The organism is Sphingomonas sp. BK580, from assembly GCF_014194975.1.
Taxonomy (GTDB): domain Bacteria; phylum Pseudomonadota; class Alphaproteobacteria; order Sphingomonadales; family Sphingomonadaceae; genus Sphingomonas.
This window is the reverse complement of the sequence record NZ_JACIAY010000003.1, coordinates 343,287-366,871: the sequence shown is the minus strand read 5'-3', so window position 1 is coordinate 366,871 and position 23,585 is coordinate 343,287. Positions and strand designations below refer to the sequence as shown.

General features: G+C 69.4%; 27 protein-coding genes. 18 read left to right on the top strand and 9 right to left on the bottom strand.

All coding sequences use genetic code 11. The features are described from left to right. Nucleotides 1-60: 60 nt before the first annotated feature. The 6 genes from FHY05_RS08320 to FHY05_RS08295 form a co-directional block, all read right to left on the bottom strand. Nucleotides 61-459 carry a DUF6165 family protein gene (locus FHY05_RS08320; protein WP_183943901.1) on the bottom strand — a complete coding sequence of 133 codons (399 nt, stop codon included), beginning with the start codon at nucleotides 457-459 and terminating at the stop codon, nucleotides 61-63. Beyond that, the gene (locus FHY05_RS08315; protein WP_260181401.1) at nucleotides 416-1,345 is read right to left on the bottom strand and encodes a glycosyltransferase family 9 protein; all 930 of its coding nucleotides are present in this window, start codon (nucleotides 1,343-1,345) and stop codon (nucleotides 416-418) included. Before FHY05_RS08315 ends, FHY05_RS08320 begins: the two co-directional genes overlap by 44 nt. 311 nt (nucleotides 1,346-1,656) lie before the next feature. Then, nucleotides 1,657-2,877 carry a dihydroorotase family protein gene (locus FHY05_RS08310; protein WP_183943900.1) on the bottom strand — a complete coding sequence of 407 codons (1,221 nt, stop codon included), beginning with the start codon at nucleotides 2,875-2,877 and terminating at the stop codon, nucleotides 1,657-1,659. Then, the gene (locus tag FHY05_RS08305) at nucleotides 2,874-3,863 is read right to left on the bottom strand and encodes an aspartate carbamoyltransferase catalytic subunit (RefSeq protein WP_183943899.1); all 990 of its coding nucleotides are present in this window, start codon (nucleotides 3,861-3,863) and stop codon (nucleotides 2,874-2,876) included. Before FHY05_RS08305 ends, FHY05_RS08310 begins: the two co-directional genes overlap by 4 nt. Before the next feature lie 12 nt (nucleotides 3,864-3,875). Next, entirely contained in the window at nucleotides 3,876-4,406 is a 531-nt protein-coding gene (gene ruvX / locus FHY05_RS08300; protein ID WP_183943898.1) for a Holliday junction resolvase RuvX, read from the bottom strand. A 142-nt stretch (nucleotides 4,407-4,548) separates the two neighbouring features. After that, the gene (locus tag FHY05_RS08295; protein WP_183943897.1) at nucleotides 4,549-5,649 is read right to left on the bottom strand and encodes a DUF3089 domain-containing protein; all 1,101 of its coding nucleotides are present in this window, start codon (nucleotides 5,647-5,649) and stop codon (nucleotides 4,549-4,551) included. Nucleotides 5,650-5,788: 139 nt separating this feature from the next. Between FHY05_RS08295 and gatC the strand changes: the two genes are divergently transcribed. The 8 genes from gatC to FHY05_RS08255 all read left to right on the top strand — a co-directional run bounded on the left by gatC (nucleotide 5,789) and on the right by FHY05_RS08255 (nucleotide 12,380). Next, the gene (gene gatC, locus FHY05_RS08290; RefSeq protein WP_183943896.1) at nucleotides 5,789-6,076 is read left to right on the top strand and encodes an Asp-tRNA(Asn)/Glu-tRNA(Gln) amidotransferase subunit GatC; all 288 of its coding nucleotides are present in this window, start codon (nucleotides 5,789-5,791) and stop codon (nucleotides 6,074-6,076) included. Beyond that, nucleotides 6,077-7,561 (top strand): Asp-tRNA(Asn)/Glu-tRNA(Gln) amidotransferase subunit GatA, encoded by a 1,485-nt coding sequence (gene gatA, locus FHY05_RS08285; protein WP_183943895.1) that lies wholly within the window; start codon nucleotides 6,077-6,079, stop codon nucleotides 7,559-7,561. Between the two features lie 32 nt (nucleotides 7,562-7,593). Next, complete coding sequence (locus FHY05_RS08280; RefSeq protein ID WP_183943894.1) at nucleotides 7,594-7,890, top strand: AbrB/MazE/SpoVT family DNA-binding domain-containing protein; 297 nt, start codon at nucleotides 7,594-7,596, stop codon at nucleotides 7,888-7,890. Continuing rightward, nucleotides 7,887-8,303, top strand: a complete 417-nt coding sequence (locus tag FHY05_RS08275) for a type II toxin-antitoxin system VapC family toxin (RefSeq protein WP_183943893.1) — start codon at nucleotides 7,887-7,889, stop codon at nucleotides 8,301-8,303. Before FHY05_RS08280 ends, FHY05_RS08275 begins: the two co-directional genes overlap by 4 nt. Beyond that, a complete protein-coding gene (gene gatB, locus FHY05_RS08270) occupies nucleotides 8,296-9,759 on the top strand; it encodes an Asp-tRNA(Asn)/Glu-tRNA(Gln) amidotransferase subunit GatB (protein WP_183943892.1) in 1,464 nt (487 codons plus the stop codon). Before FHY05_RS08275 ends, gatB begins: the two co-directional genes overlap by 8 nt. A gap of 79 nt (nucleotides 9,760-9,838) precedes the next feature. Then, nucleotides 9,839-10,606: a hypothetical protein gene (locus tag FHY05_RS08265; protein ID WP_183943891.1), complete on the top strand. Its 768-nt coding sequence runs from the start codon at nucleotides 9,839-9,841 to the stop codon at nucleotides 10,604-10,606. Next, the gene (locus FHY05_RS08260) at nucleotides 10,606-11,775 is read left to right on the top strand and encodes a M48 family metallopeptidase (RefSeq protein WP_183943890.1); all 1,170 of its coding nucleotides are present in this window, start codon (nucleotides 10,606-10,608) and stop codon (nucleotides 11,773-11,775) included. The genes FHY05_RS08265 and FHY05_RS08260 overlap by 1 nt, the downstream gene beginning before the upstream one ends. Before the next feature lie 11 nt (nucleotides 11,776-11,786). After that, a complete protein-coding gene (locus tag FHY05_RS08255) occupies nucleotides 11,787-12,380 on the top strand; it encodes a hypothetical protein (protein WP_183943889.1) in 594 nt (197 codons plus the stop codon). Nucleotides 12,381-12,419: 39 nt separating this feature from the next. Here the strand turns inward: FHY05_RS08255 and FHY05_RS08250 are convergent, their stop codons facing one another. Together FHY05_RS08250 and FHY05_RS08245 are read right to left on the bottom strand one after the other, a co-directional pair. Beyond that, nucleotides 12,420-12,620 (bottom strand): hypothetical protein, encoded by a 201-nt coding sequence (locus tag FHY05_RS08250; protein ID WP_183920670.1) that lies wholly within the window; start codon nucleotides 12,618-12,620, stop codon nucleotides 12,420-12,422. 11 nt (nucleotides 12,621-12,631) lie between these two features. After that, nucleotides 12,632-12,793, bottom strand: coding sequence for a hypothetical protein (locus FHY05_RS08245; protein WP_165927005.1), 162 nt, complete (start codon nucleotides 12,791-12,793; stop codon nucleotides 12,632-12,634). A 410-nt stretch (nucleotides 12,794-13,203) separates the two neighbouring features. Here FHY05_RS08245 and FHY05_RS08240 point away from each other — a divergent pair, with 410 nt between their 5' ends. From FHY05_RS08240 to FHY05_RS08215, 6 genes are all read left to right on the top strand, one after another. Then, complete coding sequence (locus FHY05_RS08240) at nucleotides 13,204-15,822, top strand: DNA-directed RNA polymerase (protein WP_183943888.1); 2,619 nt, start codon at nucleotides 13,204-13,206, stop codon at nucleotides 15,820-15,822. Between the two features lie 189 nt (nucleotides 15,823-16,011). Continuing rightward, nucleotides 16,012-16,632, top strand: coding sequence for an ssDNA-binding protein (locus FHY05_RS08235; RefSeq protein WP_183943887.1), 621 nt, complete (start codon nucleotides 16,012-16,014; stop codon nucleotides 16,630-16,632). Beyond that, the gene (locus tag FHY05_RS08230) at nucleotides 16,580-17,047 is read left to right on the top strand and encodes a hypothetical protein (protein ID WP_311732408.1); all 468 of its coding nucleotides are present in this window, start codon (nucleotides 16,580-16,582) and stop codon (nucleotides 17,045-17,047) included. Before FHY05_RS08235 ends, FHY05_RS08230 begins: the two co-directional genes overlap by 53 nt. Nucleotides 17,048-17,063: 16 nt before the next feature. Beyond that, nucleotides 17,064-17,567, top strand: a complete 504-nt coding sequence (locus FHY05_RS08225) for a glycoside hydrolase family protein (protein ID WP_183943885.1) — start codon at nucleotides 17,064-17,066, stop codon at nucleotides 17,565-17,567. Between the two features lie 10 nt (nucleotides 17,568-17,577). Continuing rightward, nucleotides 17,578-17,814: a helix-turn-helix domain-containing protein gene (locus tag FHY05_RS08220; RefSeq protein WP_183943884.1), complete on the top strand. Its 237-nt coding sequence runs from the start codon at nucleotides 17,578-17,580 to the stop codon at nucleotides 17,812-17,814. Next, entirely contained in the window at nucleotides 17,814-17,996 is a 183-nt protein-coding gene (locus tag FHY05_RS08215) for a hypothetical protein (protein WP_183943883.1), read from the top strand. Before FHY05_RS08220 ends, FHY05_RS08215 begins: the two co-directional genes overlap by 1 nt. Nucleotides 17,997-18,039: 43 nt before the next feature. Here FHY05_RS08215 and FHY05_RS08210 read toward each other — a convergent pair whose 3' ends face one another. After that, on the bottom strand, nucleotides 18,040-18,441 hold the full coding sequence (locus FHY05_RS08210) for a hypothetical protein (protein ID WP_183943882.1): 402 nt from the start codon (nucleotides 18,439-18,441) through the stop codon (nucleotides 18,040-18,042). A 232-nt stretch (nucleotides 18,442-18,673) separates the two neighbouring features. Between FHY05_RS08210 and FHY05_RS08205 the strand changes: the two genes are divergently transcribed. The 4 genes from FHY05_RS08205 (at nucleotide 18,674) to FHY05_RS08190 (ending at nucleotide 23,538) form a co-directional block, all read left to right on the top strand. Continuing rightward, nucleotides 18,674-20,440, top strand: coding sequence for a DnaB-like helicase C-terminal domain-containing protein (locus tag FHY05_RS08205; RefSeq protein ID WP_183943881.1), 1,767 nt, complete (start codon nucleotides 18,674-18,676; stop codon nucleotides 20,438-20,440). A gap of 7 nt (nucleotides 20,441-20,447) precedes the next feature. Then, nucleotides 20,448-20,753 carry a hypothetical protein gene (locus FHY05_RS08200; protein ID WP_183943880.1) on the top strand — a complete coding sequence of 102 codons (306 nt, stop codon included), beginning with the start codon at nucleotides 20,448-20,450 and terminating at the stop codon, nucleotides 20,751-20,753. Between the two features lie 16 nt (nucleotides 20,754-20,769). Next, the gene (locus tag FHY05_RS08195; RefSeq protein ID WP_183943879.1) at nucleotides 20,770-21,303 is read left to right on the top strand and encodes a hypothetical protein; all 534 of its coding nucleotides are present in this window, start codon (nucleotides 20,770-20,772) and stop codon (nucleotides 21,301-21,303) included. Between the two features lie 84 nt (nucleotides 21,304-21,387). Next, on the top strand, nucleotides 21,388-23,538 hold the full coding sequence (locus tag FHY05_RS08190; RefSeq protein ID WP_183943878.1) for a DNA polymerase: 2,151 nt from the start codon (nucleotides 21,388-21,390) through the stop codon (nucleotides 23,536-23,538). Nucleotides 23,539-23,585: the final 47 nt, after the last annotated feature.

Genomic DNA, 23,585 nt, shown 5'->3' with positions numbered 1-23,585 from the left:
CGAGGCTTCGCCTCGGGGGCGTCCCGCCCGGCGGGTAGACCGCTGCCGGTGGGGCGGCGGTCAGTTCATCGTCGCGTAGCTCTTCTCCTCGATCAGCTCGGACTCGAGCGCGAGATTGATCGCGCGCTTCAGTCGCGCACGCTCGTCGTTCTTGTGATAGACCGCGCGTGCGAGCTGGATGAAGTCGGAGCCGAACGACGCGGCCGCTTCCTCCTGCCGGATCGCGTCCTCGATCTCCCACAGTTCGCGGTTGACTGACTTGAGCTGACCGAACAGCGGCGCGATCGCCTGCTGGCCGATCACGCCGGCGCCGATGTCGCGGAGCGCCTCATGCTCGCGCGCCACGTTGGCGCGGGCGTCGGCGCGCGCGATCCGCTCGCGCTTGATCTCCAGGATCGTGATCTTGTCGAGCAACTCACCCCAGGACACGGGCACCGACGGGCTGGGCAGGCTGGCCATGGATCGTCTCTCCCTGATCGTCGAAGAAGGCGTCGAGTTCGCGGCTCACCTCGGCCACGACCGGCTCCCAGTCTCCCGGGCGCGCCTGCGTGTGGAGGCGGAGCGTCGGGTACCAGTCGCTGTCGTGCCGCGCAGGGTCCCAGCGCCAGTCGGGCTGGTGCTTGAGCAGCAGCCACGTCGGGCGGCCGAGCGCACCGGCGAGGTGCGCCACCATCGTGTCGACCGTGACCACCGCCGCGCAGCCCGCGACCAGCGCTGCGGTGGCGGCGAGATCGAACGGGCAACCGTCGGGGTTGATCACCGGCAGCCGCGACGGTGCGGCGACGAGCGTGAGGCAGCGGTGGCGCTCGGCGAGCGGAGCGAGCAGCGCCTCGGTCAGCGAGCGATCGACGTCCCAGTCGCCGGCCTGGTGGCAGAGCCCGGTCGTCAGCGGCGGGATCGGCGCCGGCGCGGCGCGAAGATAAGGAAAGGGGACGGCGCCGGGCGCCAACTCGAGCGCGCCGGGCAGTTCGGTGATCTCGACGTCGCAGGCGCGCGGCTTGAGCGGATGCGCAGGATCGAAGGCGTGGAGGCTCACGTCGGCGATACTCGCGAGCAACGGGTGCAGCCGCGCCTGAGCCTCGACCGTGACGCTTCCCGCCCGGCGCACGAGCGCGGGAAGGTAGCGCGCGAACTGGAGCGTGTCGCCGAGCCCGTGATAGCAGCGGACCAGCACGTCGGCCCCGTCGACGGAGCGCCCGTCCCACACCCAGCGCTGGTGGTAGGGCAGGCGCGGGTCGTCGCGGGTCGCCCGATCGCGCGAGGCGATCACCTCACGCTCGAGCGCCCAGGCGGCGGGATAGTCGCGCGCGCGCATCGCCTCCGCCCAGCTGCTATGTAGCTCCATGCGAGACGAACCGCGTGAGGGTCGCGTCGGTTCCCTCGTTGCGCCAGCGTGACGGATTAAGCGGCTGATTCAATGGTGGATGCGCGTCTGCCCGCGCTCCGCTCGCGAGCTACTCCCGTCATCCCGGCGCTGGGGCTGGGATACACGGCGCCGTCGACGCGCAGAGCGGGGCTCACGCTGGAAGATGGATCCCGGTCGAAGGCCAGCATGACGTCATGCGGCGAGTCTCATCGGAGTGCTCGAAACCCGCTGATGCAGCGCGAGGTCAGCAGCAAGTCGCGCGGCCCAGGCGGTGGCGACAAACCGGCCGCTCACTCCACCAGCTCGCGCCCGCCCTTCCACATGCGCAGCAGCTTGCCTTGCACCGGCAGTCCGTCGAACGGCGTGTTGCCAGCCTTGCCGGGCAGCGTGTCGGTGTCGATCCGCCACGGCGCCTCGGGATCGACGAGGATGACGTCGCCGGGCAGACCGGGCAGCAGCGCGCCCGTCTGCAGACCGAGCAGCGCCGCCGGCGCGCGCGCGAGCAGGGCGAACAGCCGCGGCAGCGACACGCGCCCGTCGCGCGCCAGCCCGAGGCCGAGCGCGAGCAGCGCGGACGCATCCCCTGCACCCGGACTGGCGTCGGCGAAGGGGAGGCGCTTCTCCTCCGGCCCGCGCGGGTCATGACCGGAGCAGAGCAGGTCGATCGTGCCGTCCGCCAGCGCGGCGAGCGCGGCGTGGCGGTCCTCCTCGCCGCGCAGCGGCGGCGACAGGTGCGCAAAGGTGCGGAAGTCGCTCATCGCATTGTCGGAGAGCAGCAGGTACGCCGGGGTGATACCGCAGGTCACGCGCACGCCGCGCGCCTTGGCCGCACGCACCAGCGCGAAGCCCGCCGCCGTGGTGACGGCGCGGAGGTGAAGCCGCGCGCCTGTCTCCTCCGCCAGCATCAGGTCGCGCGCGATCGCCAGCGCCTCCGCCACCGCGGGAGCGGCGGGCAGGCCTAGCCGCGACGCGGTCTCGCCCTCGCTCGCCACCGCACCGCGCGTCAGCCCGCCGTCCTCGGCGTGCGTGATCACGACGGCGTCGAGGTCGCGCGCGTAGCGCAGCACGCGGTGCATGACCCCTGAGTCGGCGATCCAGCCGCGGCCGGTGCCGACCGCGCGCGCGCCCGCGGAAAGGCAGATCGCCATCTCCGCCAGGTCGGCGCCCGCGAGCCCGCGCGTCGCGGCGGCGATCGGGTGGATCCACAGGTCCGGGCGACCGATCAGCGCGAGCCGCTGCACCGCGCCGGGCTCGTCGAGCACCGGCACCTGGTCGGGCATCGGCGCGACCCGGACGATCCCTCCCGCGCGCGCCGCGGCGCGGTCGATCCGCGCCACGCCGATGTCGATCAGCCCGGGCGCGAGCAATCTGCCGCGGCAGTCGATGGTCAGCGCGTCCGCCGGGGCTGGACCGTCCGCGATCGCGCCGTCGACGATCAGCAGCTCGCCGTCGCGCTCGCCGCGGTCGGGGCAGACCAGCCGGGCGTTGGTGAACAGGATCGCGCGGTTCATGCCCAGCCCTCCACGCCGCGGGCGCGCCGCGTCAGCACGTCGAGACAGGCCATTCGCACCGCCACGCCCATCTGCACCTGCTCGGTGATCGCCGACTGCTCGACATGATCGGCCACCGCCGAATCGATCTCAACGCCGCGGTTCATCGGCCCGGGATGCATGATCAGCGCGCCGGGCGCGTGCCTCGCGAGGCGCTCGAGCGTGAGACCGTAGCGCAGGTGATACTCGCGGCTCGACGGCACATAGCCGCCTTCCATCCGCTCGGTCTGCAGCCGCAGCATCATCACGACGTCGGCGCCCTCCATCGCACGGTCGAAGTCGGTGAAGGCGGTGACGCCGAAGCGCTCGATCGCGGGCGGCATCAGCGTCGAGGGCGCGCACACGCGCACCTCGGCGGCGAGCGCGGTGAGCGCGAGGATGTTCGAGCGGGCGACGCGGCTGTGGAGCAGGTCGCCGCAGATCACCACGCGCTTGTGCGCGATGCCGCCGAGCCGGCGCCGGATCGTCAGCGCGTCGAGCAGTGCCTGGGTGGGATGCTCGTGGCGGCCGTCGCCGGCGTTGAGCACGGGGCAGTCGACTTTGTCCGCGATCAGCCGCACCGCGCCCGACGACATGTGGCGGATCACGATCACGTCGGCGCGCATCGCGTTGAGCGTCTGCGCGGTATCGATCAGCGTCTCGCCCTTTTTCACGCTCGACTGCGCGGCGTGCATGTTGACGACGTCGGCGCCGAGCCGCTTGCCCGCGATCTCGAAGCTCAGCAGCGTGCGGGTCGAGTTCTCGAAGAAGGCGTTGATCTGGGTGAAGCCGGCCAGGCGGCGATCCGGCGCGGCGCGGGTGCGATTGGCCTCCACCCAAGTCTCGGCCTCGTCGAGCAGGAAGGTGATCTCGTGCGGTTCGAGCCCCTCGATGCCGGTGAGATGGCGATGCGGGAATACCGCGCCGCCGGGTATCAGGGTTCCGGGGCGGTGGTCCGACTGGGTCATCGAGCGCGGTGCCTAGTCCGCGCTCCCCGGCGGCGCAAGCGGTTCGCCCTGCTCGACCGGAGCCAGCACGAGCGCGTCGATGGCGGCCTGGAGGATCGTGGCGGCGGCGTGATTGTCGATCCGCTCGGCCCGCTTGGCGCGGCTCATGTCCTGCGCGATCAGCGCGCGCTCGGCGCTCACGGTGGACCAGCGCTCGTCCCACAGCAGCAGGGGCAGGCCGATGTCGGCGCAGTTGCGCGCGAAGGCCCGGGTCGACTGGGTGCGCGGGCTCTCGCTGCCGTCGAGGCTGAGCGGCAGGCCGATCACCCAGCCGACGACCTGCTGCTGAGTGGAGAGCGCCAGTAGCGCGGCCTTGTCGGCGGTGAACTTGGTGCGGCGGATCAGTTGCGCGGGGCTGGCGAAGCTCCAGCCGGCGTCGCACAGCGCGGTGCCGATCGTCTTGGTGCCGACGTCGAGCCCGAGCAGCCGGCCGCCGTGCGGGAGCGAGGCGCGGAAGGCGGCGGCGGTGGTGGCGATCGCGACCCGGGGCGCGGGGGCGGTCATCGGTGGTGGCCCGCTCTGCCGCTCATCCCGGTCTGGAGCCGGGGTCCATCGTGGCGCGTGCGAAGCGGCCGATGCTCCCGCGGGAACATGGATCCCGGCGCGAGGCCGGGATGACCGGGGAGGGCAGATCGCTGCTCCACGCTCACTTCGCCGCCAGCCGCCGCGCGGCGTCGGCGCGGAGGTTGGCCCAGAAGAGGCTGTAATCGTAGACGTGGTAGTTGTTGCCGGGCAGCGCGTACGGTCCGAGGTCGGGCGGGTTGCCGATCAGCAGCAGCCCGCGCCCGGCGCAGCGCGCCCCGATCGTGCCCGCGCGGATGGTCGCGCTCGACAGATCGGCGTTGGGGTAGAGCGTGCCCAGGTTGGCGCTCGCCGGCGCGCTGCCGCCGTTCGCCCCCGTGAGCGGGTTGGTGCACAGCAGCGGCGTGCCGCGGCGCGGGCGGCCGTCGAAGCCGGCGGTGCGATCGAACGTGTCGAGGATCAGCGACGGGTCGGCGGGCTCGGCGAAGCTCTGCCACGCCAGCACGCAGCCGCGCTGCTCGGGCGCGGCGCAGGCGGGAAGGCCGAGCGCGGGCAGGTCCGTGGTGGTCGAGATCGGCCAGCCGATCGCGTAAGCGGCGACGATCCTGTTCGCCAGCGGCTTGCCCGCGACACGGTCCTTGAGCAGGTGGGTCAGGTGCAGCGCGCCCTGGCTGTGCCCGGCGAGGATGATCGGCCGGTCGGGCGCGATCTCCGTGAGGAAGACGTCGAAGGCGGCGAGCAGGTCGCGATAGGCGAGCGCCAGCGCCTGGTCCGCCGCGGCCTTGTCGGTGAGGAAAGCGCCGAAGGTCGCCTGGCGGTAGCGCGGCGCCCAGATCTCGCCTGCCTCGTTGAACGCGCTCGCCTGGCCGCGAAGGAACAGGGCGGCGCGATCGTTCGCCTCGCGATCGTCGAGCGGCGCATTCCAGTGCGCGCGGCTGAGATAGGAGGTCGGGTGGATGAAGAACACCGCCGCGCCGCCGTGGGTCTGGCGGGGCCGATAGCCCGGCGGCGTCCAGCGCGACGGGTCGTTCGCCAGCGACGGGCGCGCCAGCCACAGGCGATCGGCGCGATAGTCGGCGGCGCTCAGCCCCGGCTGCGCGCGGAAGCTCTCGCCTGGCACGAGCGCGGCGCGCATGAGCGGAACGCCCCAGAGGCGGTAGGCGAGCAGACCGGCGAGCGCGAGCACGATCAGACCGGCGATGACGTAGAGGAATTTACGGACCAAGCGTATGTCACCATGCTGCGGTGCAGCAAAGTCGCCGGCGCCGCAATCGCAAAGGAGGTGCCTCAGAGTTGCGATCCGCGCAACCGCGCGCGTGCCGGCGCGGTTGCGTTGCGGCGGGGCTCGCGGTAGCGCGCCGGCTATGTCCGTTGATATCGCAACCGTGCGGCGCATCGCTGGGCTCGCCCGCATCGCCATCACCGAGGAGGAGGCCGAGCGGCTCTCCCCCGAACTGGGTAACATCCTCGACTGGATCGAGCAGCTCGGCGAGGTCGATACCGCCGGCGTCGAGCCGATGACCGCGGTGATCGCCAACCGGCTGCGACTGCGCGACGACGTCGTGACCGACGGCGGCATCCGCGAGTCGGTGCTCGCCAACGCGCCGCAGGCGGAGCACGGCTTCTTCACGGTTCCCAAGGTGATCGAGTAAATGACGACGCTGACCGATCTCGGCATCCGCGACATCCGCGACGGCGTGCGCGCCGGCACGTTCAGCGCGCGCGAGGTGGCCGAGGCCTTCACCGCCGCGGTCGCCGCCGCCAAGCCGCTCAACGCCTTCCTGGTCGAGACCCCCGAGCACGCGCTCGCTGCCGCCGACGCCGCCGACGCGGCGCGCGCCGCGGGCGCGGCGCCCAAGCCGCTCGCCGGCGTGCCGATCGGGATGAAGGACCTGTTCTGCACCAAGGGCGTGCCGAGCACCGCCGCGAGCCACATTCTCGAGGGCTTCACCCCGGAGTATGAGTCGACCGTCTCGCAGAAGCTGTGGGACGCGGGCGCGGGCATGCTCGGCAAGCTCAACATGGACCAGTTCGCGATGGGCTCGTCCAACGAGACGAGCCACTTCGGCAACGTGGTGAGCCCGTGGCGCCGCGCCGACGGCGGCAACGCGCCGCTCGCGCCCGGCGGCTCGTCGGGCGGCAGCTCGGCCGCGGTGGCGGCGCGGATCGCGCCGGGCGCGACCGGCACTGACACGGGCGGCTCGATCCGCCAGCCGGCGGCGTTCACCGGCATATCGGGCATCAAGCCGACCTACGGCCGCTGCTCGCGCTGGGGCGTGATCGCCTTCGCCTCGTCGCTCGACCAGGCCGGGCCGATGGCGCGCGACGTGCGCGACTGCGCGATCATGCTCGAGGCGATGGCGGGCTTCGACCCGAAGGACGCGACCTCGCTCGACCTCGAGGTGCCGCGCTGGGAGGCGGGGCTCAACGCCTCGCTCAAGGGCAAGCGCGTCGGCATTCCGAAGGAATATCGCGTCGACGACATGCCGGCCGAGATCGACGCTTTGTGGCAGCGCGGCGTCGACTGGCTGCGCGACGCCGGCGCCGAGATCGTCGAGGTGTCGCTGCCGCACACGCGCTACGCGCTGCCGGCCTATTACATCATCGCGCCGGCCGAAGCCTCGTCCAACCTCGCGCGCTACGACGGCGTCCGCTACGGCCTGCGCGACCTGCCCGACGGTGCCAACCTGCAGGATATGTACGCGCGGACTCGCGCGGAGGGCTTCGGCGACGAGGTCAAGCGGCGCATCCTGATCGGCACCTACGTGCTGTCGGCGGGCTTTTACGACGCTTACTACACCCAGGCGCAGAAGGTGCGCACGCTGATCGCGCGCGACTTCGAGCGCGCCTGGGAGCAGTGCGACGTGCTGCTGACGCCGACCGCGCCCTCCGCGGCGTTCGCGCTGGGCGAGAAGGCGGCCGACCCGCTGGCGATGTACTTGAACGACGTCTTCACCGTGCCCTCGTCGCTCGCCGGCCTGCCCGCCATGAGCGTGCCGGGTGGGGTCGACGCGGGCGGGCTGCCGCTGGGGCTGCAGATCATCGGCAAGCCGCTCGACGAGCAGGGCGTGCTCGACGCCGCGCTGGCGATCGAGGAGCGCGCCGGCTTCGTCGCGCGACCCGGGCGCTGGTGGTAGACGGTATTACCGCTAGCGAGAATACTCTTCCCATGGGCAAGCTGACGAATCTCACCGTCAAGGGACAAGTGACGATCCCCAAGGACGGGCGCGATGCGCTCGGGCTACGGCCGGGTGAGCCAGTCGAGATCGAGCTCCGTGGCGAGGGCGAGGCGGTGATCCGCCGCGGGCCCGTCGGCGCCGTACCCGATCCGGGGTGGGTGGCTGCGGCCCTAGCGCGCATCCGTCGTGTTCAGCAGGACCATCGTCACCTCGCCGAGGGGCTTGACCCCGATGCCTATATGGCGGAGCTGCGCGAGCCCGTCCCGCTGCCGAGCGGGGAGGCATGATCATTTTGCTCGACAGCAACGTCCTGCTCGACCTGCTCGCCCACGCGTCGACGTTCGGGGACTGGAGCACGGCGCGGCTCGCCACGGCGGCTGCGATGGGAACGGTGGCGATCAGTGTGGTCGTCCTCGCGGAGTGCGCGGGACGGTTCGCCGATCTTGCCTCGCAGCGTGATTATCTCGACCTTCTGGGCGTCGCGGTGCAGCCGGTCGACGCGCTGGCCGCGTTCCGCGCTGGGCAGGCTCATCGCGTCTATCGTCAGGCAGGCGGCTCCCGCTCGGCTGTCCTCGCCGACTTCCTGATCGGGGGACAGGCCGAGACGCTCGGCGCCGCGCTGATCACCCGCGATCGCCAACGCTTCGCCGCCGACTTCCCCGACCTTACCCTCATCACACCCGAGACCGATCATGGCTGACGCATCCACCCCCTATCGTATCAAGGGCGACACCGGCGACTGGGAGGTCGTGATCGGCCTCGAGGTCCACGCCCAGGTGACCAGCCAGGCCAAGCTCTTCTCCGGCGCGGCCACGGCTTTCGGCGCGGAGCCGAACACCCAGGTCTCGCTGGTCGACGCGGCGATGCCGGGCATGCTGCCCGTGCCCAACCGCGAGTGCATCCGGCAGGCGGTGCGAACCGGCATGGCGATCGACGCGCAGATCAACCGCTGGTCGCGCTTCGACCGCAAGAATTATTTCTACGCCGATCTCCCGCAGGGTTATCAAATTTCCCAGCTTTATCATCCGCTTGTCGGCGAAGGCTCGGTCGAGATCGAGGACGGCGAGACGGTCAAGACGATCGGGGTCGAGCGCATCCACGTCGAGCAGGACGCGGGCAAGCTGATGCACGATCAGCACCCGACGCGCTCCTATGTCGACCTCAATCGATCGGGCGTGGCGCTGATGGAGATCGTCAGTCGCCCCGACATGCGTTCTCCCTCAGAAGCAGGGGCTTACCTGCGTAAGCTGCGGGCGATCCTGCGCTACGTCGGCTCGTGCGACGGCAATATGGAGGAGGGCTCGATGCGCGCCGACGTCAACGTCAGCGTGCGGCGCCCCGGCGCCGAGTTCGGGACCCGCACCGAGACGAAGAACGTCAACTCGGTTCGCTTCGTGATGGCGGCGATCGAACATGAGGCCAGGCGCCAGGTCGAGCTGATCGAGGGCGGCGGCACGGTCGTGCAGGAAACTCGGCTGTTCAATCCCGACAGCGGCACCACGCGGTCGATGCGCTCCAAGGAGGACGCGCACGATTACCGCTATTTTCCCGATCCCGACCTGCTGCCGCTCGAACTCGACGACGCTTTCCTCGAGGCGTGTCGCGCGAGCCTGCCCGAGCTGCCCGACGCCAAGCGCCAGCGCTACGAGTCGCTCGGCATCACGCCGTACAATGCCGAGGTGCTCACCGCCGAGGTGGAGAGCGCGCGCTGGTTCGACGCGCTGCTGGAGCAGGGCGCGGCGCCGGTCGCGGCGGCGAACTGGGTGACCAGCGAGCTGTTCGGCGCGCTCAACCGGCTGGGCAGGTCGATCGGCGACAGCCCGGTACGGCCGGGCCAGGCGGCCGAGCTGCTCGCGCTGGTCGCGGATGGCACGCTCTCGGGCAGCCTCGCCAAGCAGGTGTTCGAGGCGATGCTCGAGAGCGGCGACGCGCCGGGCAAGATCGTCGAGGAGCGCGGGCTCAAGCAGACCAGCGATACTGGCGCGATCGAGGCGGTGATCGCCGAGGTGCTGGCCAGGAACCCGGGGCAGCTCGAACAATATCGCGGCGGCAAGGTGGCCTTGTTCGGCTTCTTCGTCGGGCAGACGATGAAGGCGATGGGCGGAAAAGCAAATCCACAGGTCGTCAACGACTTGCTGAAGAAGGCGCTGAACTGAGCCAGTCGCCCGCTTGCCGCTCGGCGGGTGGGCCGTCATCTCTTTCCTCGCCGGCGGGGTCGTCGACGAGGGGGAACGAATGTCGGTCTGTCGCGCCGTCGTGGTGGCCTGCTGGGTCGCACTCGGCTCCATTGCCGCCGCGGGACCAGCGGGGGCGCAGGAACGATCGGCGGTGCGGCCTGGCTTCACCCTGCCGCGCGGCGCCGCGCCTATCCTGCTGCTGCGCCCGCGTATCATCGTCGGGGCGCAGTCGACCGCCGGTCTCTTCCAGGCCAACGCTGACTGGACCGCGCAGGCGCGCGAGCAGATCGAGGCCGCGCTGGCGGCGGCGCAGCGCACGCTCGGCAACGAGGTGGTGCGCGCGCCCGAGGCGATCGGCGCCGACACGCGGCTGATCGCCGATTATCAGGCGCTGTTCGCGGTCGTCGCGCGGTCGGTGATCGACGATCAGTTCTTCAAGCGCAATCGGCTGCCCACTAAGAGGCGCGCGGGCCAGTTCGACTGGACGCTCGGCCCGGACGTGGCGCGGATCGCGCGCGGGCAGGGGTGCGGCTATGCGCTCTTCGTCGACACCGAAGACGCTTATGGCTCGACCGGGCGCAAGATCTTCCAGGTGCTCGCCGCGGTGACGGTCGGGGTGGGGGTCAGGTCGGGGGAGCACACGGGCTATGCCGGGCTCGTCGACCTGCGCACCGGGGATCTGGTGTGGCTCAACGCCGACCGGCAGATGGGCGGGGACGTGCGCACGCCCGAGGGCGCCGCTAAGCGGGTCGCCGAGCTGCTCGACGGTTTTCCCGGCCGCGCCGAGGTGCCGGTTACCTCCGTCGCCGCGCCCAAGGCGCGTTGATGTCGCGCCCGATCGTCCGCGTGGCGCTCGCAATCGCCGCACTCTGTCTGCCGGTCGAGGCCGTCGCGGCGCGAGCGGCCGACCTGACGCTGCCGCCGTTCGTGAGCGCGTATCAGCCCAGCACCGCGGCCGAGCGCGGCATCTGGATGCAGGCCGACGAGGACGAACGCCAGCTGCGCGACTCGCACCTGCTGATCGACGATGCCGCGCTCAACGCCTATGTCCGGCACGTGCTGTGCCGCACCGTCGGTGGAGAACGCTGCCACGCCGTCCGGCTGTACGTGCTCCGCATCCCGGCGATGAACGCCACGACCCATCCCAACGGCGCGATCTCGGTGTGGAGCGGGCTGTTGCTGCGCGTGCGCGACGAGGCCGAGCTCGGCGCGGTGCTGGGGCATGAGTTCGCGCATTTCGAGCAGCGCCATATGTTGGCACTCCAGCACCGCAAGCTCGGCGCCAGCGATCTCGTCGCCTGGACGGCGCTGTTCGCGGGCGGGGCGGCGCCGCTGGTCAGGCTGATCACGGCGGCCAGCACCTATTCGTTCAGCCGCGCGCAGGAGAGCGAGGCCGACTCGCTGGGCCTCCGCTTCGTCGCCGCCGCGGGCTATGATCCGCGCCGCGTCGCCGAGGTGTGGGCCCGCCAGATGGACGAGGCCGATGCCAGGGCGGCGGGGCGCAAGCAGCGCTCGCGCCGCTACGACGGAGTTCACCTTCTCTCGACGCATCCGACGGACCTGCAGCGCATGACCGCGCTGCGCGCCGCCGCGGCGACGCTGCCCGCCGGCGGCGTCACCGAGGCGGCGGCCTATGCCGCGGCGCTGCGGCCGTGGCGCGCGGCGTTCCTGGCCGATCAGATCAAGCTCAACGACTTCGGCGGCACCGACTATCTGCTCGGCCGGCTGGCACAGGACGGCTGGAGCGAGGATCTGCTGTTCGCCCGCGCCGAACTCTATCGCCAGCGCGGCAATCCGCGCGACTTGGTCGCCGCGGCCGACTTCTATCGCCAGGCGCTCGCGCTCGACCAGCGCCACGCCGAGAGCCACCGCGGGCTCGGCATGGCGCTGTTGCGCGGTGGCGAGACCGAGTCGGGGCGTGCCGAGCTGCGGCGCTATCTCGAGCTCGCGCCCGCCGCCGGCGACGCCGCGATGGTGCGCGCACTCGTCTCGTGAAGGACCGCCCGATGGATCGCTCTCTCGGCGCCTGCGCGCTGCTGCTCGTCGCCACCGCCACGCCCGCTCGCGCGGGCGATCGCCTGATCGATGCCGGTCGCCCCCGCGCGGTGGCGCATGGCACGCTGACGGTGACACCGGATCGCGAGTGGAACGAGCTCGGCCGGCGCCCCGGCCCGCGGTGTGACCGCTGGACGCTCGACGGCGAGGGGCTCAACGCGGTCACCTTCTGTGGCGCGATCGAGAGCGGTCGGCCGCTGTTCCGCGAGGTGTCGAAGCACGATCAGCCGTTGCCGCATTTCGCCACGACCATGCTGCTCACCGACGTGCCCGATCTCGTCGAGAAGAGCTATCGCATCGCGCTGGGCGCCTCGCTGATGACGATCGACTCGGCCGACCCGGCGCTGATCGACGGCGAGCGCGCGGTCCGCTTCCGCTACACCTTCACGCGGCAGGACGAGGAGGTCGAGCGGCACGGCGAGGCGGTCGCGGCGATCCGCGGCAAGAGGCTGTACTGGATGAGCTACGAGGCGCCCGCGATCCATTACTATGCGCGCGACCTGGACAGCTGGCGCCGACTCGTCGCGACCGCGCGGTTCCGGTGAACCGGCCGAGGCACGCGCGCCGGCCGGCTCAGCCGCGCCTCACTGCTGGTTATATTCCTGGTTCTTCACCTCGCCGCCGGTGCCGCTGTTGCCGTCGAACTCGCCGGTGTCGGTGAAGCGCGCCGGCTCCTTGCCGCCCTCGCCGCGCGCCACGGCGTCGCTGCGCGCCTCGACCGCCTGCTGGATGTCGGGGCGCTCGTCGTCGCGGTTCGGAATAGGGTCGATCTCTCGCTCGGTCATGTCGGTCTCGCTCAGATGCTGGGATTGGCCGGGGCCGGGTCGCCGGCGGGCGCGCCGGGGGCGGGGACGTCGATGTCGGGGCCCGGCGGGTTGATCTCGGGCGGCGGCGCGTCGGGCGTGCCCGGCGAGGTCGGCTGCGGCACGTCGGGCGGGCTGACGGGGTTGGTGGCCATCGGCTTTCTCCTTTCAGGGTCAACGTCCCGCCGCGCGCGGAGTTGCCCGTTCACGGCGCTTGCTCCGGCCGCGCCCGCGGTATAGAGCCCGCCGACCGGCGGTGTCCGACTTGCGGGCGTGGCGGAACTGGTAGACGCGCCAGATTTAGGTGCTTGTGTCCGCAATTGCAGACAATCGCCGTCTGAGACAGTCCGCAGACGCAGACTTTCGCCATTTTCTGCCCCTCGGGGCCTGACCCCTCAAGCGGTCCTCTGCCGAGCCTCGGTGGGGGACCGTTTTTCGTCGCGGCGACCGCTCGCCCCCAGCCATTTAATCCCACCCTCCCGGATTGACGCCGAGTCTCGCTGTGCCTAGAAAGTACTCATATGCGGACGGTCGGTCCGCGCAGACACCGCCAGAAGGACCCGCCATGTATCACCCCGACACGATCATCCAGGCCCAGCGCAACCTGGAGCTGGCCGGCCTCGAAGACGGCGCGAACCGCTACTACAACCGCGAGGACCTCAAGGCCCGCGCCGAGGGCTTCGAGCGCCGCGCGGACGTCCGGAAGATGAGCGCCGACGCCCTGCCGATCCTCACCGCCGCGATCGGTCGCTGGGTCGACGAAGCCAAGGCGAAGAAGGGCCGCCCCGCCGCCGCCCTCGCGCCCCTCAAGGAGGTCGCCGCCGACAAGCTGGCCCTCGCGGCCCTGTCGCGCACCTTCCACACCGTCGCGAAGGGCGAGGCCCTGTCGACCACCTCGGAGGCGATCGGCAAGGCCGTCCAGGTCGAGATCGAGGCCCAGATGATCGAGGAGACCGACCCCAAGGCCGCCAAGCGGTTCCTGGCGATGGTCGAGGGCGAGAGCAACGAGCGCGTCACCGCCAAGCGCCACAAGGCCCTCGCGGACGACCTCGGCGTCGGCCTGGAGTGGTCCCGCCGGACCCAGGTCCTCGTTGGCTCCACGCTCCTCAACCTGACCCTCACGAGCCTGCCGACCATCTTCGAGCGCGGCATGGTCCACGACCACCGCGGCACCACCCCGGTCGTGAAGCTCTCCGAGGAGGCCCTCGAGACCCTCGCGGACATGGCGGCCCAGGTCGCGTGGATGCAGCCCATCCTGAAGCCGATGATCGTGACGCCGCGCCCGTGGACCCGCTTCGACAGCGGCGCCTACCTGGAGCACCGGGTCTCGAAGACCGTCCCGCTCATCCGCACGTTCAACCGCGAGCACCAGCAGCTCGTCCGCGACGCCATCAAGGACGGCTCGATGTCGGAGCTGCTCCTGGGCATCAACGCCATCCAGGAGACACCCTTCGCGATCGACCGCCGCGTCTTCGACGTGATGCGGTGGGTCCGCTCGGAGAACAAGTCGCCCAGCAAGACCTTCGCGGTCGCCGACCCGATCGCCAAGCCGGAGAAGATGGGCCAGGAAGAGTGGGATCAGCTCAGCCCCGAGGCTCGGGTAGCGATGTCCCGCAAGCGTCGGTCCATCATCAACATCCGCACCGCGGCCCAGACGAACCTCGTGGTCCTGGAGACCGACCTGGGCGAGGCCGAGCGCCTCCTGGACGTCGATCGCTTCTACCTGCCGCACTCGCTCGACTTCCGCGGCCGGGTCTACGCGGTGCCGCACTTCAACCCGCAGCGCTCCGACCACATCAAGGCGCTCTTCCGCTTCGCCGACACGCACCCGCACGGCGCCGAGGGTGGCCGGTGGCTCGCGATCCATCTCGCCAACTGCGGAGACTTCAAGACCACGTCGGGCCGGAAGTGCAGCAAGGCTAGCTTCGACGAGCGCTGCGCCTGGGTGGACGAGAACGAGGAGATGATCCTCGGGATCGCCGCGGACCCTCAGGGCACCTTCGACCAGTGGGCCCAGGCCGACTCGCCCTTCTGCTTCCTCCAGGCCTGCTTCGAGTGGGCCGAGTTCGCCGCGACGGGCTACGACGAGTCCTTCGAGGGCTGCGTGGGCGTGGCGCTCGACGGCTCCTGCTCGGGCCTCCAGCACTACTCGGCGATGACCCGCGCGGCCGACGAGGGCTACCACGTCAACCTCCTGCCCCGCGAGACCCCCGGCGACATCTACCAGGTGACCGCCGACAACGCGACGCCGATGCTCCAGGCCCTGACCCTGCGGGATGACGACATCGGCGTGGCCGCGGGCCTGGTGCTCACCAACGGCTTCGGCCGCGGCGAGACCAAGCGGAACGTGATGACCTACTTCTACGGGTCGGGAAAGTTCGGGATGCGCGACCAGCACATGTCGGACCTCATGCGCCCCTTGGCCGACGAGGTGGCCCTCGGGGAGCGTGAGGCGCACCCGTACGCCATGCAGACCGTCCGCAAGAACAAGGAGACCGGCGAGGAGACCACGGCCCTCGACGGCGGCTTTACCTGCGCCCAGGTCTTGGCGAACACCGTCTACGCCGCGATCGTCACCGTGGCCCCCAAGGCCGACGAGGCGGCCAACTGGTTCCAGCAGGTCGCGGCGACCCTGGCCCATGAGAGCCTTCCGGTCATCTGGCGGACCCCCACGGGCCTCCCGGTCGTCCAGCGGTACAACGAGTACACGACGAAGCAGGTCAGCCTCTGGCTCTACGCTAGGGGCATCCAGGCCGCCACGGGCCACGACAAGGTCGACGCGGACGGCAACGTGATGACCGAGGTGAAGGTCCTGATCCGCGAGGCGCCCACCAAGCGCATCGACAAGAAGAAGGCGCGCTCGGCCATCTCGCCGAACGTCATCCACAGCCTCGACGCGGCGCATCTTACCCGGACGGTCGTCTTTGCGGTCTCCGAGGGCATCGGCTCGTTCCAGCTCATCCACGACAGCTTCGCCACGCACGCCGGCAACACCGGCCGGTTCTTCCGCATCATCCGCGAGGCCTTCGTGAACCTCTATGAGACGTACGACCCGTTCGTGGAGCTGGACCGCTACGCGCGGAGCGTTCTGTCCGAGGAGGGCCAGGAAAAGCTCCCGGCGATCCCCGCCAAGGGCACCCTGGACCTGAGCCACATCCTCACGTCGCCGTATGCCTTTGCCTAGATGGTACGCATATGAGGACAGTCGCCGATCGCGGCATTAATCCCACCGTATGCACAACCACTCCGGCCAGTGCCCACAATCTCCCACCGGGGGCCGTCCTTCTCGACGGCTCCCGGTTCTTTTTTCTCCACAATTGCGGACTGTCCCATCCGGCAGTCACCCGCACCCTACGGAATACCCTACGCCGTCATGGCAAAACGACCCACGATCGACGCGACCTTTGGTCCCTTCACGCTCTCGTTCCCGAACCTCGTCGAGCCCGATGAGAAGTACGACGTGTACACCGCGGACGGCGTCGACGATCCCAATTCCGCCGCGATGAAGGAGGCCAAGCGCATCCTCGCCGCCGCGGCCAAGTCCTTCGACCTCGACCCGGCCGAGATCAACCTGCCGCTCAAGAAGGAGATGGTGAAGGACCCGAACGCCCCGGCCGGCGCCAAGAAGCCGAAGAAGATCGCCACCGGCAAGCTCGTGCTGAAGAGCAAGAGCAAGCGCCCGCCGGCCCTCTTCGACGCCGCCGGCAAGGAGATCGACCCGAGCAAGGTGACGCCCCGCGGCGGCACCGTGGCGCTCGTGCAGGGCTTCCTGTCGCCGTACGACATGTCGGGCAACGAGGGCATCTCGTTCACGCTGACCGGCGTGCAGATCATCAAGCTCGTCGAGGGCGGCCGGAAGGCCAGCTTCGGCGCCTACCAGGGCGAGGGCGGCTACGTGGCCGACGACAGCTCGGCGGGTGACGAGCTGAATATCGGCGCCGATGGTGACGACAGCGGCGACGAGCAGGACGATGCCGGCGGCCTGGACATCTAAGGTCCGGGTCCACGGCCGCTCAGGCCTCGAAGACAAGACGATGGAGGACCTCGCCAAGCGCGGGGTCCCCTATCGCTACGAGGAGGTCCGGCTGGGCTACGAGAAGCCCGCCAGCCGCCACAAGTACACCCCCGACTTCATCCTCCCGAACGGCGTGATCGTTGAGACCAAGGGCCTCTTCGACAGCGACGACCGCAAGAAGCACGAGTTGCTCCGCAAGCAGCATCCCGCGCTCGACATCCGCTTCGTCTTCTCCCGGTCGGCCTCTCCGATCCGCAAGGGCTCGAAGACCACCTACGGCGCCTGGTGCGCCAAGCTCTCCATTCCATTCGCCGACAAGGTCATCCCCCAAGCCTGGGTCGATGAGCCTGACGACCCCGCACGACACGCCGCCATCGCCGCGGCCAGCGCCTGACCCCGAAGGAACCCCCATGGACGATTTGAACCGCGAGGTGCTCCGCGCCGAGCTGACGCGCGACGAGGGCGAGAAGCTCCGCGTCTATCGCTGCACCGCCGGCAAGCTGTCGATCGGCGTCGGCCGCAACCTCGACGACGTCGGCATCACCAAGGCCGAGACCGAGGCCCTCAAGATCACGAAGGCCTCCTGCATCGCCAAGGGCATCACCAAGGCCCAGTCCCAGGCGCTCCTGGACAACGACATCGACCGCTCGATCAAGGACCTCGACCGCGTGCTGCCCTGGTGGCGCAAGCTCGACCCGGTCCGCCAGCGCGTGCTCGTCAACATGTGCTTCAACATGGGGATCGGGAACGGCGGCAACGGGCTCACCTCGTTCCGCAACACCCTCCGGTACATCCAGGAGGGCCACTACGGCGACGCCGCCGACAACATGCTGGCCTCCCGCTGGGCCAAGCAGGTCGGCAACCGCGCCACCCGTCTCGCCGAGCTGATGCGCCTCGGCCCCCGCAAGCTCTGAAGGAACCCCGATGACCCAGAAGACCACCTACCTGACGCCCCGCGCCCGCGAGGTCCTCGACTACCTCCAGGCCAAAGGCTCCGCATCGCCCCGCGAGGCCCTCCTGGACCTCGACATCAACTCGGGCTCACTGACCCGTCGCATCACCGAGCTGCGTGACGCGGGCTACGAGATCGGCGCGGTCGCCAAGCGGCACCCGGTCAGCCGGCGTCGCTACACCGTGTACACCTACGCGGCTCACGCCTGATGGCCGCGGCACCCAAGCCCAAGCTGGGCACCCCCGAGGCCCTCGACGCCGCGGTGGAGAACCTCGTCGCAGCCGCTGAGGCCTTCGCCGCCGCTGACGGGACCACGACCCACGAGCACGTCTCGGGGTCCTACCGCGTTCGCTTCCAAGGCGAGCAGCTCTTCGGCGTCGAGCGCCGCTGATCCCCACGGGGGTCGATCACACCCTGGTCGGCCCCCGTTTTTATCATCTATAGTGGTTCGCAATCTCTTGCTGGAACGCCAGCTTCTGATTGGTCTCGTCGTGGCTGAACAATCTATGATGGCCAATTGTGACAGTCTCATCCTCAAACATGACGGGAACGACTCCAACAGGATTTCCGTTGAGGTACATCTCCAGTTTGTAGTTGAGTAGCGGCGCGTTTAGATTGTCATAGTAGCTTCGGTCCTCGACGAGGAGTGCCATGCTATTTGGACCGAACCTCTCGCCGAGAGCGCGGCTTGTTGCTTGGATCATATGAACCAGGAAGCTGTATTTCTCTAGCAGCCTCTTAGAGACTTGCTCGTAGCTCGGAGCCGCCGCGCTGGAGTCCGGCTGACTTCCAAGCGAGGCCACAAAGTCAGCCGCGTCCTTATCGATGTCGTTCAAGAGCCTGCTCCAGTCGTGTGCGCACGTTGAATAAGGCGTCCCCCATCGAACGCCAATAGCGGACCTCCGGTGGCCCCAGCGGGCTTTCTCCCTTTCACCGCTGAGGCCTCCCGAGGCTCGGAACACTCCCTCCGCCCACTGTAGCGGAGGCGGCGAACTAGACGTGCCGAGCAGGCCAGGAACGCGCGAACCTGCCACGGCCTCGACCCACCCAACACCACCGAGAACCACCATGACCAGCGAACGCGACGAGAGCGCCTTCGTGGGCCACGAGTCCTGCCCCAAGTGCGGCTCCAGGGACAACCTGGCCCGCTACGCATCCGGCCGAGGCCATTGCCACGGCTGCGGGCACAACGAGTTCCCAGACGACGACGGCCGGCCCCCGCGGCAGGCGACACCCAGGACCCACACCATCGAACCTTTTGAGCCCTACGAGGGCACCCTCGGCGGCGAGGAGGTCACCAAGGCCTACGGCATCGCCACCAGCGTCCGCCGGGCCCTCGGCATCTCCCTGGTCCCCATGAGCGTCACGCACCTCGACGTGGACTACCCCCGCAAGCCGTGCATCTCCTTCGAGTACCGGCTGGCCGATGGCACCCTCTGGGGCCAGAAGGTCCGCTACAAGCTCCCCGAGGGCGCCGAGGACGGGAAGACCTTCCGGTTTCCGCACGCCAAGGGGAGCGCCAAGCCGCCGCTCTACCTCCAGCACAAATGGCCGCTCGGCACCGATCGCCGCTCGCTCACCATCTGGGAAGGGGAGGGCGACTGCGCCGCCTACTACCAGGTCACCGCGGGCAAGTACCCGTGCGTGTCGCTCCCCAACGGCGCCAAGGCGGCCGAGGAGACGATCCGGGACCACTACGAGTGGCTCTCCGGCTTCGAGAAGATCGTCCTGGTCTTCGACGGTGACAAGACGGGCCGCGAGTGGGCCCAGCGAGCCGCCGCGCTCCTGCCGCCCGGCAAGGCGTTCGTCGGCGAGGTCGCAGGCCACAAAGACGCCCGCGAGGCGCTCATGGCCGGCGACGCCAAGGCCATCACCAACGCCTTCTTCAACGCCGAGCCCTACCGCCCCGAGGGCATCTTCCGGGTCCGCGACCTGATCGACGAGGCCCGGCGCCCCGTCGTGATGGGCCTGCCCTGGTGGAGCCCCACGCTGACCCGCTGGACCTTCGGGCGCCGGCCGGGCGAGCTGTACGTCCTCGGCGCCGGCAACTCGATCGGGAAGACCGACTGGACCACCCAGTCCATCTCCTACGATGCGCTCGTCCTCGGCGTGATGACCGCGGTCATCTACCTGGAGCAGCCACCCGTCGAGACCCTCAAGCGCCTCGCGGGCAAGAAGGCCGGCAAGCCCTTCCACATCCCGATGGAGGAGGGGGGCTATACACAAGACGAGCTGGACCGGGCCCTAGATGACCTGGAGGCCTCGCCGAACCTCATCTTCGGCGGCAACTTCGCGTCGACCCAGTGGGACGAGGTGAAGGAGAAGATACGCTACCTCGTCGTCGCCGAAGGGGTCCGCATCGTCTACCTCGACAACATGACCGCGCTGATCGACGAGACCAACGAGCGCGCGTCGGTCGAGGGCATCATCAAGGAGATGGCGCTGCTCTGCCAGGAGCTAGGCATCAACATCATCCTGCTCTGCCACCTCGCCACGCCGGACGGGAAGAGCCACGAGGAGGGCGGCCACGTCTCCCTCAAGCACTTCAAGGGCTCCCGAGCGATGGGCGCCTGGCCGCACTACGCCTTCGGGCTGGAGCGGAACACGCAGCACCCAGACCCGGCGATGCGTAACTACTCGACGTTCCGCTGCGTGAAGGACCGCTACACCGGCCGCGCGAACGGCAACACCATGTGCCTCCGGTTCCTCCAGGACACCGGCCAGCTCGTCGAGACCGAGTTCCCCGAGGGCTACGACGCCGCGGCCGAGAAGACCCAGACCAAGGGCTTCGCGGCGTACGTCGCCAGCCCCGAGGCCGACACCCTCCAAATCTGAGGTCCCCATGACCGACACCCTCGTCCTCCGTGAGGCGGACCTGGGAGACGTGCGCCTTGCGGCGTCACCTCTCTCGGGCTCAGCCCATCTCGTCCGCGTGCTCACCAAAGGCTCCACCCAGTACGATCGTATGATCGCGGTCGTGGAGGAGGAGGGCGGCGCCATGCTGCACCTCGTCGGCTGGGTCGGCCGCCCGCTTCTCCTGTCCCAGTGGCGCCGCGCCGCGGCCGAGCTGTTCCCCAAGGCCCGCGCGGTCCGCTTCGAGCGCCGCGGCGAGGGCGGGGACCTGCGGGCGGCCGTGCTGCCTCTCTAACACTCAAGGCTCTCCCATGCTCATCCCTGCCGCCTATGCGGCCACCCTTGCGGCCGTCCGCGAGGTGTTCCCTGGCGCCCTCATCGCAGGCGGCGCCCTCCGCGACCTCGACAACGGCCGAGAGGTCAAGGACCTCGACATCTTCGCGCCCAACGTGCCGGACCTCGACACCTTCCGTGCCCTCGCGGCTCGCTTCGGCGTCCTCCTGTCCGTGATGGGCGGCTACGAGTCCTGGGCCACCGCCGAGTGCGTGGGGGTCATAGACCTCCAGATCGGCGACCAGCCCTTCCAGCTCATCGGGCTCCGCTCGGGCCCCGAGACGATCCTGCCGCGGCTCGACTTTGGCATCTGCCGCATCGGCTTCGACGGCTCCGAGGTCATCCGCACCGACGAGTACCTGGCCGACCAGGCCACCCAGACCTTCACGCTCCTGCGGGCCGACGACGACGCCCAGCGGGACCGCAGCCTTCGCCGCTTCGATCGGCTGAGCGCCAAGTATCCCGGCTGGAAGTTGTTCGATCCCGACGCTCCAGACCTCGTCACCTTCTAACTACCACGGCGTCCAGCGAGACGCCCCAGGACCTCCATGAAATTACCACCGCGCCCCAAGTCTCGGGGTCGCTACGTCTTCGACTTGGAGACGAACGGCCTCCTGGCCGAGGTCTCCCGCGTACACTGTGCCGTCGCCTACGACATCGACACGGACGAAATCCACGACTTCCGGCCTCACGAGATCGGCAAGTTCCTGGAGCTGTACACCCGAGCGACGCTCCTCATCGGCCACAACATCATCGGGTACGACATCCCGGTCCTCGCCAAGCTCTACGCGGGCATCAAGCCCTCGCCGACCTGCGAGATCGTCGACACCCTGCCGCTGGCGCGTGTGGTCTATTCCGACATCAAGCAGTCAGACTTCCCGCTCGCCAAGGCGTGGAAGGCCTTTAAGGCGAAGCTCGACGCCTGGGACGCCCAGGAGGCCGACAAGGTCTCGCGCTCTGAGGCCGACCGCGACGAGCTGATCGCCTGCTACGGCCACGAGGCCGACCTGCCGGCGCTCTACGCCGCCCAGGCGTACCCGTACATGTCCGAGGCTCCGAAGGAGTTCCCCGGCCAGTTCGTCGGGGCGCACTCGCTGGAGGCCTGGGGCTACCGCCTCGGGGCCGAGCGGAAGGGCGACTACTCCAAGGAGATGAAGGCCCAGGGGCTCGACCCGTGGGAGGCCTGGAACGAGGCGATGCACGCCTACATGATCCAGGACAGCCGCGTGAACGTGGCCCTGTATCGCCACCTCATGGACGAGGGCATCGAGCCCCTCGCCGTGGCCCTGGAGATGGCCTGCCAGGCCCTCGTGTGCCGCATGGAGCGCAACGGGTGGCCGCTCAACGTGGCCGCCGCCCAGGAGCTGTACGCCCGCCTCTGCCAGCGCCGCCAGGAGCTGTCGACGGCACTCGCCGAGGCCTTCCCGGCCTGGGAGGTCCAGCTCGAAGACTTCATCCCCAAGCGCGACAACAAGGCCAAAGGCTACAAGGCCGGCGTCCCTGTTGAGCGGTGGGAGACCATCGAGTTCAACCCGGCGTCCCGAGATCACATCGCGGACCGCCTCACCAAGAAATACGGCTGGGAGCCCAAGGAGTTCACCGATGGCGGTTCGGCCAAGGTGGATGACGAGGTCCTCCAAGCACTCCCGTATCCAGAAGCCAAGCTCCTCGCCGAATACTTCCTGATCCAGAAGAGGATCGGACAGCTCGGTGAGGGCAACCAGGCCTGGCTCAAGCTCGTCACGAAGAAAGGGAAGATACATGGACGCTACAATAGCAACGGCGCTCTCACGGGCCGCGCGACTCACTCCTCCCCGAACGTCGGGCAGGTCCCGAGTGTGGGTGCGGAATATGGATGGGACTGTCGAAGTCTGTTCCATGTCCCGATCGGTTGGCGCCAACTAGGAGCCGACCAGTCCGGGCTGGAGCTTCGCTGCCTCGGCTCGTTCCTCGCCACCTTCGACGGCGGCGCGTACATCAAGACGGTCCTGTTCGGCGACATCCACTGGGAGAACGCCAAGGCCCTCTTCGGGCTCCACCCGGACACTGTTCGGGACGAGGAGAACCACCCCGAGCACAAGCGCTACCGCAACGTCGCCAAGACCTTCATCTACGCCTTCCTCTACGGAGCGGGGCCGGAGAAGCTCGGCTCGATCCCAGGCGTCACCGCCGAGGAGCGGAAGGAGTGGCTGGCATCCCCGGAGCACCGGATTGCCCTCAAAGCCATCCAGGAGCGCTTCCGTCGCCGCCGCCAGCCTGTGCCCAACGGGACCCAGCTCTGCCACATCTACAAGGGCGAGCTGCTCACCGCCCGGTTCCTGAAGTCCTTCCCGGCCCTCAAGAAGCTCCTCAAGGTCGTCAAGGCGGCCTCGAAGAAGGGCTACCTGAAGGGCCTCGACGGGCGAAAGCTCCCGATCCGCAGCGAACACGCTGCTCTCAACACCCTCCTGCAATCGGCAGGCGCCGTCATCTGCAAGAGCTGGATCACCATGGCCGAGAAGGCCCTGGTCGATGCCGGCTTGAAGCTGAGCGAGGGCCTGCATGGCGACTGGGACCCAGACGCCGACGTCGTGCTCCTCGGTTGGATACACGACGAGTTGCAGGTCGCCGTCCGCGACGGCCTGGAGGAGAAAGTCTCTGCCATTCTCATCGAGACTGGCCGTCAGGCGGGCTCTCCGTTCGCTACCTGGAAATGCCCCACCGACGTCGAAGTCAAAGCCGGCGCCAACTGGGCCGAGTGTCACTGACGACCACCCCGAGCTGCTCCCCGTCCTCCGCAGGGCGTGGGAGCAGC